The organism is Paenibacillus sp. P4_A9 (assembly GCF_056402415.1).
In genome coordinates this window covers 1-16,586 of the sequence record NZ_JBFUHL010000086.1, presented here as the reverse complement: position 1 = coordinate 16,586, position 16,586 = coordinate 1, and the positions used below count along the sequence as shown (strand labels likewise).

The following is a 16,586-nucleotide window of genomic DNA, read 5'->3' as shown; positions in this document are numbered from 1 at the left end:
GGCAATAAAATGCATACTATTCCCAGCACAAGTTTTGTTTATGATCGTTCTTCCTTTGAGGATAAGGGGATATTTCCCATCCTGGATGACATTGAACATCATAGATCCCATAGCATGGTGCTGAGACGAATTCCTAATGTCCTATACGGCATTTCCTCTACGGAGAAAGAAATTTATGTGTATTCTTATCTTTTCTTCGATTCTCAAGTTACAAGCGGCAAAGTAAGTGAAGCCATCATTCTTAATATTTCGGAAGAAGCGGTTAGAAAAAGTGTTAGCTCATCTGATCATAAAATTGCGAATCGCATTTTTATAGTCAACCAAGACGGCAAGTTGATGTCCAATGATGATAAACATCCATTGCTAAGTGATCTGAATGAAGAAGACTATATGAAAGTCATTCATACCTCCAAAGAACCAAGTGGAACCTTACGAATGGATGTCGAGGGTGTGGATTCATTTGTTACGTATGCAGCCACAGATGCTTTTGATTGGAAATTAATCAGCATTACACCGTACCAAGACATTGTTCAAAATGTACAGAAAATGAAGAAAAAGACATATCTCCTTGTGCTGTGTTTCATATTAGGAAGTATCTTACTATCGTTCTTTTTTTCCAGAAGGCTGTATGCTCCGATCTTATTGGTTATTCAAAACTTCAAAGTGTTGGAATCTGAGAAGAGGAATGAATTTTACTATAGAAAACAAAACTTCTTAAGAAAAATGGTACTCTCTGACGACATCATTTCTGGAGATACTTTACATTCTCGCTTTAATACCTACAAAGTAGATCTCGAACCTTCCGATTCCTACTTGCTAATATTGGTGAAAATAGATCGGTTCTCTGAATTCTGTTCGAAATATAATCTGGGAGATCGAAATTTACTTAAATTCGGGATGGTTAATATCGTTTCTGAATTGGTTTCAAAGGCTTATAAACATGAATGCATTGAGGTAGAGGAAGATCAAATTCTAGTACTAATCCAGTACAAATCTGATGACTTATACCCTTCTGAGAATGAACAGCTGGTCTCACTCGTGAATGAAATTCAACAAAGAACACAACAGTTTTTACATATTGAGATATCCATTACATGTGGGGAAGTATTTGAGACCTTATATCCGTTGAACTTTCACTACCTAAAAACACTGGATTTATCTTATTACAGATTGATCCTGGGGCACCAGTGTATCATTTATAATGAGAACATTAAGTATGTGACAGAAGACTTCAAATATCCGCAGGATCTGGAGAAAGAATTGACCGATGCCTTGATTCAAGGACAATTTATCGAAGCCAAACAAACATTATCCAGCATGATAGTGAGTGCTTCTACGTATAGTTTTACAATTCTCAATTCGGTACTCATTCGTATGCTGTTGTCCATTCGGCACGCGATTGATGTGGTGGAAGCGAATCAATTCATCAAGGTGAATTTCAATTTCAACACCTATTTGGCTAATCTTCAAAAGATGGAAACATTAGAGGATATTCAGGCCGATTTTTATCAATTGTTTGATAATTTGTCCATGGAGMTGGAATCCAAGAAGGATAACAAATACATCAAGTTGCTTGAAGATGTGAATCAAATCAWTCAGGAGGATTTCGCTAATCTAGCTTTATCCTTGGATACCATCGCGGAAAAAGTGAATTTATCACCCTCCTATCTAGGGAAATTATATAAAAAACACCGACTTATCTCCATTACTGATTATATGAATAACGTACGACTTGCTTATGCCAGTGATCAGATCGCCTCAACCGAAGAGACCATCAATGACATCATGGAGAAGTCAGGGTTTTCAAGTCGCAGTCATTTTTTTACACTTTTCAAGAAGGCGTATGGAGTAACACCGAATCACTTTAGAACGAATGCCAAAAAATCCGTACCTGTGGAATGATCGCAGGTACGTTTTTGGCGAGGAATATAAAAAGTAACGAACAATGGGAGCTGGAGATTGTACAATTGCAGGATTTTTATATAGTCTTTTGAACGGAATGTAGACCGAATCATTACGGACCAATTACCTGATCAAGAGTTAGAGGCGGCCTTCAAGGAAGAAGCTGTGAACATGATGACCCATATTTAAATCAAATAATCCTCGAATGGAAAGCCGTCAACTTTGCTGCAGCAGAAGTTAACGGCTTATTGCTCGTTTACCAGGTTTTTTGTGTGAATGAATGGTAGCTAAGGGATGGACATAGTATTATATGAAGTAGAGATAGAACATTATTCAGATATAAGGCGGGGTGTCATGATCGTTCAAAAGAGGTTTCCTGTCAAAACAATGTTTGCCAAGTTTTTTTTCGCTTATCTTCTTTTGTTAACGCTTGCAATTGCGGGTATTGCAATCTGGTTATTTCACATTTTTTCAAACAGCGCCATTCGCCAAATCAATGAGCTCTCAGAACGGACACTGATTCAAGGCCAGAATTCTACCGAGTATCTCATGAACCAAGCCATGCAAGTTTCCGCACAGTTATCCTTCGACTATCCGATCATTCAACAAATGAATACGGCTGAAAGTGATCCCATTGTAGAAAATAATTCATTGAAAAAGCTGAACGACATCATCTTCATCAATGAAAGTATTTATTCGATCGGTATATACAATGGGAATAATTCCTCATTTTTGACAAGCGACTACCCGAACATCGATAACGAAGCTATCGAGATCTTGCAAAATTCCGATCCCAAAACGAAAATCAGGCTTTTACCCCGAAAACTAAAGCTGATTTCTGGCAAGAATCTAGAAGAAAATGTGTATTCTATTTTTTATTACAATCGAGATAAATCAACCAATGCCGTTCTCAATGCGCTAATCGTAAATGTGAAAGAAGAAGCTGTTCGCAATGGCATTAATCCGGATGACAAAGTAGATCAAGGTAACATTCTCATTGTAGATGCAAGCGGCAAGGTCATCTCGGATCCGACTGGCGGCGAATTCTTAAAGGATTACTCAGAGCTAGGCTTAATTAAAAAGAGTCTCACGGAAACGGACGCGAAAAGTTTCGTTGACACGAGCTTAAGTGGTGAAAAAGTGTTGGTAACACATAGTTTCTCAACGAAATTGGGGTGGCATTTTCTTCATGTCGTACCGTATCAAGCAGCTGTCGTCAGTATCAGTAAACTTAGAAACACGGTGATCTGGATCAGCTTGATTTTGTTTGCTTGTAGCGGGATCGCCTCATTGTTCGTGAGCGGGAAGCTTTCATCACCGTTACGCGGACTTGTTGAATCGTTGGAGCTAATGAAGGAGAAATCAAAAAACAATCAGAAAGTCGATTATTTAAAAGATATCCTGGGCGGAGTGAAGGAACCRCAGGCTTCCACCGAACTTGAATTTTCATTGCGTGTTGATTTGTTTGAGGGTACGAGCATTCTGATCCTCCGGATAGATGAGCTTTTTGATGCAACCACTTTGGAAGTAGATGAGTTTACTGAAGAAGTTCACAAACAAATGAGGCTGAGTCTGCTGAATACGGCCTACGAGCTTATGTACCCGTACTTTGCCTATGAATCCCTTGAAATCAATAAAGATGTCGTACTGTTGATTAATCATGACAACGCTTTCAATCATGAGCAGCATCTAGTGAGTATTATAACCAGGCTGCAAACACAGTTTGAAAAGTCTATGGGTGCTTCCGTCACGGCAGCATGGGGAACATACGTGAATGATTCAGCGAGTGCGAATTATCATACATCCTATCAAGCAGCATTAGAAGCAGCAGATTATAGAATGGTGTACGGCTTAGGCAGCGTGCTAACGTATGAAACGGTCCTTGCAAATTTCAAGCATGAGTTTGATTATCCACAGCAGCATTTAAAAACGCTTTTGGAAGCAATCAAGCTAGGTAAAGAGGAGCATATTTGGGGAGCACTGGATGATATTTTTAATGCTTTAAAAGAATGCCAATACGAATTGATTAAGCTATCGGTCAATCATCTATTGCTTACGGTGTTTATTACGACTGAGCTTTCGATCCATGATGTAAAAGATGACCTTCTAACGAACTTTAACAATGCAGTTAACAAGCTGAGGAGATTGGAGACTTTAGAGCAGATGAAGCTTTGGTTTCATCACTATATTCTTCATGACATGCAACGAATTAAGGAGAAAAGAAAGCACCTCAATTCTGACCTCCTAGATCGAATCCGTGGGTTCGTTGAAGACTGCTTCGCCAATACGGAGTTGTCCGTTGAGATGGTTGCGAATCAATTTGACTACAATCCGATGTATTTTGGGCGACTCTTTAAGGAGCTATTTAACCAATCCTTCTCCGAATACATCACGGAACTGAGATTAAATAAGTCGAAGAGCTATTTGGAGCAAGATCATATCGCAATCAAAGAAATTGGCATTAAAGTTGGTTTCAACAACTCGTCCTATTTCGTTACGTTATTCAAAAAACATACGGGAATGTCTCCGAGCGAATATCGAAATAAACTAAAAGTCTGAAAGCTAAGTTTGCTTAAACTTCCAAGGCCGTCCTTTTTCACCAAGGAATGGCCTTTTCTTTAGAACAAGTATGTTTTTGCAACCCTGGTATGTAATTTCTCGGCGTAGAAGTATGCAAATATAAACCATGTATAGTCTTTTAACTTCAACATTTGCTCAAATGCATATAGACTAACGGTGTAAACAGCCGAGCAACAAGAGGCCGGAGAAAGGTGGAGAGCCAAATCAGGAAAAGAAAATTCATCGCAATTGAGTTTCTGATCGATATTTCAAAAAACAAAATGCTATATCTTTTTATGTTACCTGGGTTGTTGTACTTCCTCTTGTTTGCTTATCTGCCTATGGCCGGCATTATTGTAGCTTTTAAAGATTACAAAGTGAATTTAGGTATCTTGGGCAGCAAGTGGGTGGGGTTTGATAATTTTAAATTCCTATTCAGCAGCGATAAAGTGCTTAGGGTTACATGGAACACTGTTTTCTTGAATTCCATGTTTATCTTCTTTCAACAAGCAATCGCGATCGTCACGGCGCTGTTTCTCAATGAAGTCAGTTCGAAGTTGTTTAAAAAGGTGACCCAGTCCTTTATCTTTTTGCCCTACTTCATCTCATGGATCGTTGTAAGCGTTTTTGCTTATAATTTGTTTGCTTCTGAAGGCGGTCTGCTCAATAGTATTCTGGCGTTCTTCCATATCCCAGAGGTTGCCTGGGGACAGCGCGCGGATTTGTGGCCAGGTATTCTCGTGCTATTTTCAATCTGGAAGTATGCAGGTTTTCTGACTGTGATCTACATTGCCGCGATAACGGGCGTGAACACGGAGTATTTTGAATCCGCGGCATTGGATGGCGCTACGAAATTACAACAAATTTGGTATATTACGCTGCCCGTTATTTCACCGACAATAACCATTATGGTGCTGTTGTCAGTGGGGAGGATTTTTTACGGAGATTTCGGCATGATCTATGCGCTCGTAGGTGATAATGCGAGTTTATATGCTACAACAGATGTCATTGATACTTTCGTCTATCGGTCGTTACGAACCATTGGAGATGCAGGCATGTCATCCGCGGCGGGGCTCTATCAGTCTGTGGTAGGATTTATCTTGGTGCTAGGATTCAATGCGCTTGTCAAAAAGTACAAAAGCGAAGGCTCATTATTCTAACTACGTTTAGGAGATTGTGCATGAAAAATAACTATGTACAGGATAAAATTGTGACGTACACAGCTTATACGTTTCTATCATTGCTTGCCTTGCTCTGTGTCATTCCCTTTTTCATCATGTTTTCCGGCTCCATAACGGATGAGAAATATTTGCAGTTGAATGGATACAGCATTCTTCCTCATGTGTTTTCCTTAAAGGCATACGCTTACATTTTTTCGGGAAACTCCTCGATAGGTAAGGCGTATTGGGTGACTATATTTGTAACTGTAATTGGTACCGCTTTCAGCATGGTCATAACAGGACTACTTGCGTATTCACTGTCCAGAAAAGAATTGAAATTTCGTAACAGCCTATCGTTCATTATCTTCTTTACGATTCTGTTCAATGGGGGCTTGGTACCTTGGTATATTGTTACGACAAAGTATTTGCATCTTGGCGATTCGCTTTGGGGACTCATTCTGCCCTACACGGTGAACGCTTGGAACATGTTTCTGCTGAGGAACTTTTTCTCGACGATTGACGATGCGATGTTGGAGTCAGCACGAATAGACGGTGCTAATGAAGTCAACATTTTGTTTAGAATCGTATTCCCGCTAGCCTTGCCTGGCGTTATGACGGTCGGATTGTTCTATGCACTGCAATATTGGAATGATTGGTGGCTTCCGCTACTGTTGATTAATGATCAGAAGCTATATCCCGTACAGTACTTGCTCCGTATGGTGCTATCCAGTATGCAGTATATCTCTTCTGGAGGTGTTGGCAGTACGTATGCAGCTTCAGCTGTTCCCGCAGAATCGATCAAAATGGCCATTACGATTGTGACAATCGGGCCGATCATCTTTGTTTACCCTTTTGTGCAAAAATATTTTATCAAGGGCTTAACGGTTGGCGGTGTAAAAGGTTAGCTCGAAGATTCGATATACGCGGTTAAACGCCGTTTATATATATAAAAGTAAACAATGGGAGGTTCAAACAATGTCAGGACAAAAGACGAAAAGTTCCAAGATGTTGGTTTCCGCGATGATGATTACAACGATGGCCACACTCGCAGCCTGCTCTTCCAATACACCTGAACCCACTCCTGCACCAGCTACTCCTGCCGCCAGCACAGCGACAACGGCGACTGCTCAGCCTGTAGCAACAGCAAAGCCAATTGAACAAGTTACCTTAAACATTGTATTTCCCGGGGACCCGCAGCCTGATCAAGCCGCTGTAAATGCAGCGATTGAGAGTGCTGTCAAAGAGGAGCTGAATGTTAAACTCAACTATACGTACGTGCCATGGGACGATTATGCAACGAAAGTCAAAGTGATGACTTCGACAGGTGGAAACATAGATATTCTCTGGACGCATCCGGAGCTGCTTGCCCAACTGATCAGCTCTAATTCCGTTGCAGCGCTTGACGATGCGATTGCTAAGGTAGGTAAAGATTTAAAAGCGAATATTCCAGATTACTACTGGCCTGTTGTTCAAGTGAAAGGTAAAACCTACGGAGTGCCTGCCGCACAGATCGGCACAGCTGCCGGCTACGCCACATTCACGGTCAGAAAAGATTTAAGAGAAAAATACGGGCTGCCGGAAATTAAAACATTGGATGATATGTTAGCCTTCTACGCAGCAGTGAAGAAGAACAATCCTGAAATTATACCACTGAGCCAAAGCAACACCTCCTTTGACTTAAACTTCAAAGAAGAATTTGTTCGCGGATTACCAAGCGGTGTTGGGAWCGATATGAACACGATGAAGGCCGAGAATATTCTGGATACGCCAGCTTACAAAAAAGGTCTGGACTTCCATAGGGAACTGTTCAATAAAGGTTATATTTCGAAGGATGTCTTATCGATCAAGGATTTCCGGGCGGCTTTTGCCGCAGGTAAAGCAGCTTCCGTGATAGGAGATCTGCCGGAGTACAATACCAATGCAAGGACTGCATCCGCCATACCAGGCGCTCAAGTCGAATTCGTTAGAATTCAGATCACGCCTAAGGTCTACCAAGAGGTAACCACCTGGAACTACCAAAGTATTGCGGCAGGAAGCAAGAATATTGAGAGAGCGGTTGCGTTCCTAAACTGGTTCCAAAAAAATCAGCAAAACTACGACCTCTTAACTTTAGGGGTTGAAGGCAAACATTATGTCATCAAAGACGGTGCCGTGAACTTCCCTGCTGGCGTTGATCCTGCTAAACCTCCTTACTTGCCCTTTGAATGGATCTGGCAAAATCCGAAATTTATGAAATCCAAAGGCACAGATTCGAAAGGGTTCTTTGAAGCCTATAAAAACTATGATAAGGATGTTACATTGAGATTCCCTGCGATGGGCTTCCTCTTCGATACGAGCACAATTAAAACGGAGGTAGCTTCCCTTGATAGCGTAAATGCTGAATTTGGTACGGTCTTAAAAAGCGGTACTGCCGATGTTGATAAAGTATTGCCGCAATTTAAAGAAAAAATGAAACAGGCCGGCATCGATAAAGCGATTGCTGAAGTTCAGAAACAGCTGGATGCGTTTATGGCTAGCAAAAAATAAGCATGGAACGATAAAGAATCAGGCGGACAATCTGTGAGTTAAAATACGGACTGTCCGTCTTTATTTTTAAAAAGGAGATCGGATGAAAATGCCTCAAAAAATAGAAAAGGTCTACGTGATTTCTCATACCCATTGGGATCGCGAATGGTATCAGGATTTCCAAGGATACCGCACAAGGCTTGTTTATTTAGTTGATGAGCTCATTGACAAGATGGAGCAAGATCCGGCATATCGCCATTTTATGATGGACGGCCAGACCATTGTTTTGGACGATTATCTAGAGATTCGGCCAGAGAACCGAGAGCGTCTCATGAAGCTTATCCAGGGGGGCCGAATTAGCATCGGTCCATGGTATGTCATGCCTGATGAGTTTCTAGTCAGCGGGGAATCTTTGATTCGAAATCTTCAAATCGGACATCGCCGATCGCGCTCTTTCGGCGTTGAGCCCATAAAATCTGGGTATATCACAGATCTATTTGGCCATAACAGCCAGTTTCCGCAAATCTTGCAAGGCTTCGGGATTGATAATGCCGTATTGTTCCGTGGATTTTACGGGGATGCTGATGCTTCTGAGATTTGGTGGGAGGGTGCTGACGGCAGTCGTGTTTTGGGGCTCAAACTGGATGAGGATCGCTCTTATGGCGACTTTTACTTCTTTATCCGGTGGCCGTTTGCGGATCGGGAATTTCAGTATGATCGCGAGGAATTGACTGCGCGGGCAAAGGGGATGCTGGACTACAAATCCAAACGTGCAACAACCTCGATCATCGCTGGGTTTGACGGGGTGGATCATATCGAGATTGAACCTCGACTGCCTTGGATCCTGGAAACATTGAATGATGCTGACTTGGATGCCAAGTTTGTACATTGTACTTTAGAAGTGTATGTCAAGGATTTGCAGGGGAAAATAGGTGAGTTACAGATCTATAAAGGTGAGCAACGGTCTCCTGGGTATAACGGCGTAAATAATTGGGTACTCGCGAATGTGCTTTCTTCTCGGATTCATTTGAAAATGAGTAATCAGGCTTGTGAAGTACTCCTTGAGAAATGGGCCGAGCCGTGGGGCGTATTCACATCGCTGCAAGGGCGTGCATATCCCAAGAGCTTCTTAGCAAAGTCTTGGGAGTATTTAATTCAGAATCATCCTCATGATTCCATATGCGGTTGTTCGATTGATCAAGTCCATCGTGATATGATGTACCGCTTTGATCAGAGCAGACTCATCGCGGATGGCATGGTTAAAGAGCAACTCCTTTTCATTTCAAATCATCACGGGTTATCCGATGTCGATGGAGATCAAGTCATTACGATATTTAACGCTTCTCAAACCGACATTAACGGTGTTATTGAAGTCGAGTTTGCCATGCCTGCCATGTCAGATGCCGTTGCGACGATGTTTCACTTGGGCGGTACTTCATTCCGTCTATATGACCATGAAGGTGAAGAGATTCCCTATCAGCTGCTGGAGCTGCGCAAAAATAGTACGCGCATGTGGAGGCCGTATCGGGATATTCCCTATTCGGATACCGTGGATCGGTGCCGGATAGCCTTCCTAGCCCACGTTCCCACTTATGGATATGCGGTCTACGTAACTAAAAAGACACCGTTAACCGCCCCTTCTCCTGGTGAATACCATGCACCAGCCTTAACGGCTCCCGTTCGTTTACTTGGATCCATGGGAGTGAACGCCAATACGTGGGAGAATGGACGATTGCGAGTGGCAGTTCGTCCGAATGGCACAATCGATGTAACGGATGTAGAGACGGGACAATGTTATGCTGGTTTACTGCTCCTTGAGGATGAGGCCGATATCGGAGAAGGCTGGAACCATGTGAGCCCGGTAACGAACGAAGTGTTTACTTCCTATGGTTCGAGTGCTCAAATTTCAGTTGTTTATGACGGTCCACTTCAGACACGTATTCGAATTCGCACTTCCATAAGCATCCCACATGCCATTCATCCACAGGAAACGAGAAGAAGTGAAGAGGTAGTCGCGATCGAAGTCACAACCTTTCTGGAATTACGGAAGAATGATCCGATTCTACGATGCCGAACTGTGGTGAACAATCGTGCGCGCGATCACCGGCTACGGCTGTTGTTTCCTTCGGGGTTGCAAACCGAGCATTTTCACACAAATACGCCGTTTGATTATGTGAAAAGAAACATTAAACCACCTGACTATTCGGGCTATATGGAAAAGGCGCGAGACGTGGTCCCACATCAAGGTATCCTAACCATCGATGATGGCAGATGTGGTTTAGCTATCTACAGCAAAGGGTTATATGAAGCTGCAGTACGCCATGATGAACCGAGGACCGTAGCTCTGACATTATTTCGCAGTACAGGCAAAGAAGTTCTCTCGGATGGCGGTGATGGAGGCCAGCTTCTCACAGAGCTTGAATTTCATTACGCGATCAGCCCTTTTACGGTTAACGAGTCGCATACAAGCCGCATTTGGCATGAACATCAGCAATTCGTGGCGGGAATTCGTTCTGTCGACAGACAACTAGAAAAAGTTGTTTATGAATCACTGCAGCGGCGCGAAGCTGATTTATCACTTCGTCATTCCTTTCTTCAAGTGAGTCCTGCTGAGCTTATCGTCAGCGCCATCAAGGCGGCTGAAGATCGGAACGATACCTATGTGATTCGTCTTTTTAACATTTCGGACGAATATGTAGAGGGATCAATCACGTTTGATCGTCAAGTCGTAAGCGCGCATTACGTGAATTTAGATGAGGAAGTACAAAGTCAGGTGCTTTTCACCGAGGATGTGTTATCAATTGCAGCATTAGCAAAGCAAATTATCAGCATCCAGATTTCTTTTATATAAAGACTGGAAGCCCATTATTCATTAGGAGAGTGATTTTATGAAGGTTCGGTTTCGGTTCGGAAGGTTTGTAACGATGATGTTACTCATAGTCGCACTACTACTCGGCACTAGTTCCGCATCCTTCGCCACAAACAGCAGTTACACAGCCTCAGTCAGCACGATGTTCAATTCGAACGAAGCATTCGCGAAGCTGGATAAAACGAATAATAACATGGGTGCAAGCTTTGACATGCATTACATCTCTACGGTTACGATCAGCGGGACGATTTGGGCTTATTATATTAAACTTAATGCATCAGGAAAATTGGGAATTGGATTAGCTAAATCGACGAATGGCACGAGCTGGACTGATCAAGGACTCGTACTGGATGTAGGCTCTTCCGGACAATGGGACGATAACATGGCCAGCTTCCCTGGCATTTGGTACGATGGCGGAACTTTCTATCTCGTGTATGAGGGGACGGGGAATGGCTCAGCGGGGGATATCGGGCTCGCGACTTCCACGAACGGCACCAGTTTCACGCGACAAGGCCGTATACTTACGCATAATACTTCTGGTTGGGAATCAGCAAATATTGGGACACCAAGTCTGTATAAGGTTGGATCAACCTGGTATCTGTTCTATCACGGATACGATTGGACCGACTGCCGTGTTGGGGTAGCGACCGGTACATCATTGACCAGCTTGAGTAGGAATGGCGCTAACCCAATTATTAACACCTCAAGCAGCGGTTGGGATGCTGGCACGGTTGGMAAAAGAGATATCATGTATGAGAACGGATACTACTATATGGTATATGAAGGTAGTACCGATGCGCCTTTCGGCTCGGCCAAATGGTCCAGCGGCTTAGCACGTTCCTCGGATTTGATCAATTGGAGCAAATATTCGCAGAATCCAATTTTGCCGCAAACTCAAAATTATTACGGTAATGACGGTCCAGCTTTTATCACTGTTAGCGGAGTGCCTTATATTTATTATCGGGGTGTTGTGCCAGGTGGCGGCTCATCCGACAATCATACCCAGCGCGCTCGTATAGCGAATGAATTAAACGGCGGGATTACGAATTCTTGGGAAGCTGAAAGTCTGGGGCATGTCATAGGCAGGGCGGATGGCGATGGATGGTCGGCTGACACGGGCTTGGATTCGCCAAACTACATGCAATACGGGCCTTATACGACAGCTACGAATGTAGGGGAAAATACAGCGGTTTGGAAATTGATGGTCGACAACAACAATGCGGATAATTTAGGCATTGTCACATTGGAAGTCGTCGATGCTAGTGACGGAGGGGCAGTCCTTGCTTCCAGAACAATAACAAGGCAGCAGTTCAGTTCAACCTGGCATTACGAATTTTTCACAGTACCTTTCTATCTGGATTCTTGGCGTTCTGGACATCAACTAGAATATCGTACGTTATGGTACCAGACGTCTTATGTGAGAGAAGATAAGGTAGGGGTTAATTGACTTAAGGAGAACTAGAACGAAGAAGACCGTTGCAGAAGGATGCAGCGGTCTTTATTTTGACCACATTAGAAAGTATAAGTTTTCGGTTCCCGAAAACGTCTTTCTATTTGGCGATAAAACCTTCATCTAAACGCGGTCGCTCTTCATTGAATAGCCTCGATAGAGGTTTTCTCATTGCTTACTACTTATGCAAATTCTACCCATACAGTATAATAGGATAGTGCTAAATAAGCTTCCTAAGATGAGAGGATGATTTCATTGTTCAAGAAATTTGCGGCAGACGCATTAGGTTTAAGCGATATCGGTAAAGTGATCAGTCCGGTTGATTTCGACAAGGTCGATTCCGATGATTATGTCATGCATGAGGATGGCGAGAAGATTTTCTTCATCATCAAGTCCAAGAAGGACGAATACTGCTTTACCAACCTTGCCCTGATCCATCTTGATGGTGATAGTGCGATTAGCAGCAAGCGCGTGCTGAAACGTTACAGCTACCATACAAATGCCATTTCCGAGGTGTACATGGAAACCGCTGGAACGATTGATCTTGACGTCGAGATCAAGTTCATTATCGGTCGTGCGAACTTCTCGATTGATGTGGATAAGAAGCAAATCGAGCAGATCAAAGACTTATACAAGGCCTTAATCRAGATATCCGAGACGGTAGCGCATAATGATGAGCTATTTGAATACGCCAAGCAAAGCGTAATTATTGCGAAGGAAGCAACGGGTCGTATCTCCACCCAGACGACATCCCCTGTAACGCAATTCGATGCCATCAACGAGTCAACCTACAATTGGCTGAAGGGTAAGCATACGGAGTTAAAGGTCAAGGATTTTGGTTCCATCTTCGAACGCTATATCAATAACTAAATGAAATGCAAGAAGCCTTGCTGCTGCAAGGCTTCTTTGCTTGTTGTGGTCAACAAAAAGTCGATGAAAACGTGATAAGTCAAAAAAATGGTTATTTTTATAACTTGATTATCTAAAAAAATGCATATAGAATCCTAAGGTAAGCGTTATCATGCGTTGTCTACATAACGAGAATCGTTGACTGGAGGGAATGACATGAAAGCAGGAAAATATTATTTTAAGCTGCTTCTGGTCATTTTTATTGTTGCGTTACTTTATGCATCTGTGACTTCAGGGGTATATTACTACAATCAAAATGAATCTGCTGACAAAAGAATTGATGCGCAGCAACGCGTTATGATTGAGCAGGTCCGTGACAAAATTGACGGCATGCTGCTTTCTTCTTTAAATAGTATAAATCGATTAAAAAGTAACGATAAGATCATGGATTACAGTCGAGGAAAAGGCATCAATCCTTACTTCAATACATTAGCGCTAGCGGAACTAAGGACGAACAACGATGCATACGCCAATATTGGCTTTCGCATTGATATGACGATGGAGAATTCAGGGACTGTCATTACACCTGACTATACGATCGATACCAGCAGATATTTCCAAGAGCAAGGCTTGGATCAGGCTAAAGTCTCGCAGAAGCTGTTTGGTCCCGCATCAGAGAACAGGCCGACCTCCATTTATGAACTGGAAAGCTCATCTTCACGATCTGTGAAATTAGCTGTTAAAGCCAAGCTTCCCAGCAGTGCTGGGGTGGTTTATTTTTTTGTTACGTTCAAAGAAGATGCGTTCATTCCAGCATTAGGTCAATTGACGAATGAAGCAATCTCTATTTTGTATAAGGATCAATTATTGTTTTTCTATTCTGGCGATCAGGATCTTCTAGAGAATAGTACTCCTTTACATAAGTTGTTGTACGCTTTAAATGAGGGGAGAAATTTTACCCAAGTCGAAAGGCAATCCAAATCGGATCATACCTTTTATTTATTATCCAGCAAGGTGTTGAAAGATTGGAATTACAGCTACATTATTAATGAATCGGCAGCGGCGACGGGAAGCAATGGTGTGCTTCGCAATTCCCTCTTGATTGGATTGCTCTGTCTTACAGCGGGATTAATCATAGCCGCCGTACTTGCAAGAAATGCGTATAAGCCCGTGCGGACACTAGTTCATTATTTGGAAGCCGCGGGCAATCGGGTAAAAGATAATCGGAGGGAAGATGAGTTTTCCTTCCTGAGATCAGTGACAGATACGTTCCAAAGTACGAATAAAGAGCTTACGGAGATCATTCGAAATCAAAAAGGCTCCTTACAATCCAAATATTTAAGAGATTTGCTGATTGGTAAAGTTTCCTCTGAACATATACAGGAAGAGCTTTCCAAGCATGATTTGGAAGCTATTGATCTGCCTTGTTCAGTTGCTGTTTTTGAAATGACGGACATTAAATCTTTGGACACCATGGAGAGAGATAGCGTACTGTCGGTGAAATYGCAATTTATTGCTAAGGCTGAGGAAGACCTCCGAAATGGCAGGAACGGCTTCGTCATTGATTTAGATTTTCATCGATTGGCGATCGTCGTGTGTGGAAAAACGAATGATGAAATGACGAAATTCTGTAATCAATATATCCAAGAGATGGCGTTTAATCATCCATTAATGTGGAAGGCAGTAGTCGGAAGAACGGTCCTAGTGTATTCGGATATTGAAAGATCGTATAGAGATTGCTTGTATTTACTAGAGTTAGGCTTTGAATTTACGCGAAAATCTGTTATTTCAGAAGAAGATCGGTCTTCTCTTTTTGCAAATCATCTGTATTATCCATTGGAAGCCGAGCGTGAGCTCATTCAGAGTATTATGACCGGTGATGTGAAGGAAGCCGAAAGCTTGATTAATCAGCTTATCTCTAGAAATTGTGACAATGAGGATGCATTAAGCGGGGATATCAATAGTTTAACCTTTGCTTTCATAACCACGATTAATCGGATGTGCTTACAGCTGCAAATACAGTCTTCGGACATCTTTGGACAAGAGTGGCAGGTTCACTTACTTCAAACCAAGGAACATGTAGAAGGGTATCGACAAGCTATTATGGAATTGATCCGATTACTGCTGAATAAAGTAGACGTAAAAAATGCAGAACTGGATAACGTATTGACGGATAAAATGGTTGCTTTTATTCGTGATCAATACGATAAAGACATTTCTTTAACGGATATCAGTGAATATTTGCAACTGTCCTCTAGTTACGTCAGCGTCATTTTTAAACAGTATACAGGTGAAAATTTCAAAGATTATTTGAATATATATCGTGTGAAAAAGGCGAAAGAGTTCTTGGAGCGAGAAGATGTTAAGATTCAGGATTTGGCGCTGCTTGTTGGGTGTAACAATGCGAACACATTTATTCGGATCTTCAAGAAATACGAAGGAATTTCGCCAGGCCAATACATGAAAAAACGAGATGCGAATGCGGGTTAGCCCGTATCTGTATCTCGTTTTTTTTGGATATATAAGCGGTTTATCCTGATCTATAGCGATTCTTCAAGATCGTGATTATCATAATTTTTAATGATTTACGGTAGACCTGTTCAGCCTGTATAACTGAGCTAAGAAACAAACGATGTTCACATACGCCACGACGCAGAAGGAAGTGAATGAATTGACGGRCAAACATGTAAGCGATATCACGAGTAGATTCAGAAAGGATTACGCCTTATATCTATTGTTGGCACCATTCGTACTATGGTATTTCCTGTTCCAATATAAGCCGATGTACGGGTTGATAGTGGCCTTCCAAGAATACAACTTGTTTAAGGGCATTAAGGGCAGTCCATTCGTAGGCTGGGAAAACTTTGAGGTCTTTTTTAAAAGCCCTTATTTCCTAAGAAACCTGACGAACACAGCATTGATCAGTCTGTATAGTCTAATCTTTGCATTTCCAGCTCCTATTATATTGGCACTTCTCCTGAATGAGGTTAGGAAGCTTTGGTTTACCAAAATCATTCAGACGATGACGTATATGCCGCATTTCATTTCCATTGTCATTGTCGCGGGGCTCGTGACCAACTTCTTGGCGCCAACGAATGGCTTCATAAACATTCTGATTGAGAAGATGGGTGGGGACAAAATTTATTTTCTAACCATTCCGGAGTACTTCCGAACGATATTCATCTCCATGGGAATTTGGAAGGAAGTAGGCTTTGGTGCCATCATTTACATTGCCGCATTATCCGGGGTTAACCCAGAGCTGTATGAAGCAGCAACCATGGATGGGGCGAAC

10 protein-coding genes are annotated in these 16,586 nt (G+C 42.3%); all 10 read left to right on the top strand.

The window, feature by feature from the left end:
* Positions 1 to 1,902: helix-turn-helix domain-containing protein (locus AC1DVJ_RS27555; RefSeq protein ID WP_477595464.1), on the top strand; the 1,902-nt coding region annotated here is incomplete at its 5' end.
* 354 nt (positions 1,903 to 2,256) lie between these two features.
* Positions 2,257 to 4,461, top strand: a complete 2,205-nt coding sequence (locus tag AC1DVJ_RS27550) for a helix-turn-helix domain-containing protein (RefSeq protein ID WP_477595462.1) — start codon at positions 2,257 to 2,259, stop codon at positions 4,459 to 4,461.
* Between the two features lie 212 nt (positions 4,462 to 4,673).
* The gene (locus AC1DVJ_RS27545) at positions 4,674 to 5,621 is read left to right on the top strand and encodes an ABC transporter permease (protein WP_477595460.1); all 948 of its coding nucleotides are present in this window, start codon (positions 4,674 to 4,676) and stop codon (positions 5,619 to 5,621) included.
* A gap of 20 nt (positions 5,622 to 5,641) precedes the next feature.
* Positions 5,642 to 6,526 carry a carbohydrate ABC transporter permease gene (locus AC1DVJ_RS27540; RefSeq protein ID WP_477595458.1) on the top strand — a complete coding sequence of 295 codons (885 nt, stop codon included), beginning with the start codon at positions 5,642 to 5,644 and terminating at the stop codon, positions 6,524 to 6,526.
* 70 nt (positions 6,527 to 6,596) lie between these two features.
* Entirely contained in the window at positions 6,597 to 8,147 is a 1,551-nt protein-coding gene (locus AC1DVJ_RS27535) for an ABC transporter substrate-binding protein (RefSeq protein WP_477595455.1), read from the top strand.
* An 88-nt stretch (positions 8,148 to 8,235) separates the two neighbouring features.
* Positions 8,236 to 10,977 (top strand): alpha-mannosidase, encoded by a 2,742-nt coding sequence (locus AC1DVJ_RS27530; RefSeq protein ID WP_477595453.1) that lies wholly within the window; start codon positions 8,236 to 8,238, stop codon positions 10,975 to 10,977.
* Positions 10,978 to 11,014: 37 nt separating this feature from the next.
* Positions 11,015 to 12,442 (top strand): glycoside hydrolase family 130 protein, encoded by a 1,428-nt coding sequence (locus AC1DVJ_RS27525; protein ID WP_477595451.1) that lies wholly within the window; start codon positions 11,015 to 11,017, stop codon positions 12,440 to 12,442.
* Between the two features lie 258 nt (positions 12,443 to 12,700).
* Positions 12,701 to 13,315 carry a PH domain-containing protein gene (locus AC1DVJ_RS27520; protein ID WP_477595449.1) on the top strand — a complete coding sequence of 205 codons (615 nt, stop codon included), beginning with the start codon at positions 12,701 to 12,703 and terminating at the stop codon, positions 13,313 to 13,315.
* A 195-nt stretch (positions 13,316 to 13,510) separates the two neighbouring features.
* Entirely contained in the window at positions 13,511 to 15,784 is a 2,274-nt protein-coding gene (locus tag AC1DVJ_RS27515) for a helix-turn-helix domain-containing protein (protein WP_477595447.1), read from the top strand.
* Between the two features lie 181 nt (positions 15,785 to 15,965).
* Positions 15,966 to 16,586: ABC transporter permease subunit (locus AC1DVJ_RS27510; RefSeq protein ID WP_477595445.1), on the top strand; the 621-nt coding region annotated here is incomplete at its 3' end.

Coding starts and splice junctions, on each gene's coding strand:
- AC1DVJ_RS27540 (WP_477595458.1), top strand. CDS start 5,642: ATGAAAAATAACTATGTACAGGATAAAATTGTGACGTACACAGCTTAT.
- AC1DVJ_RS27530 (WP_477595453.1), top strand. CDS start 8,236: ATGCCTCAAAAAATAGAAAAGGTCTACGTGATTTCTCATACCCATTGG.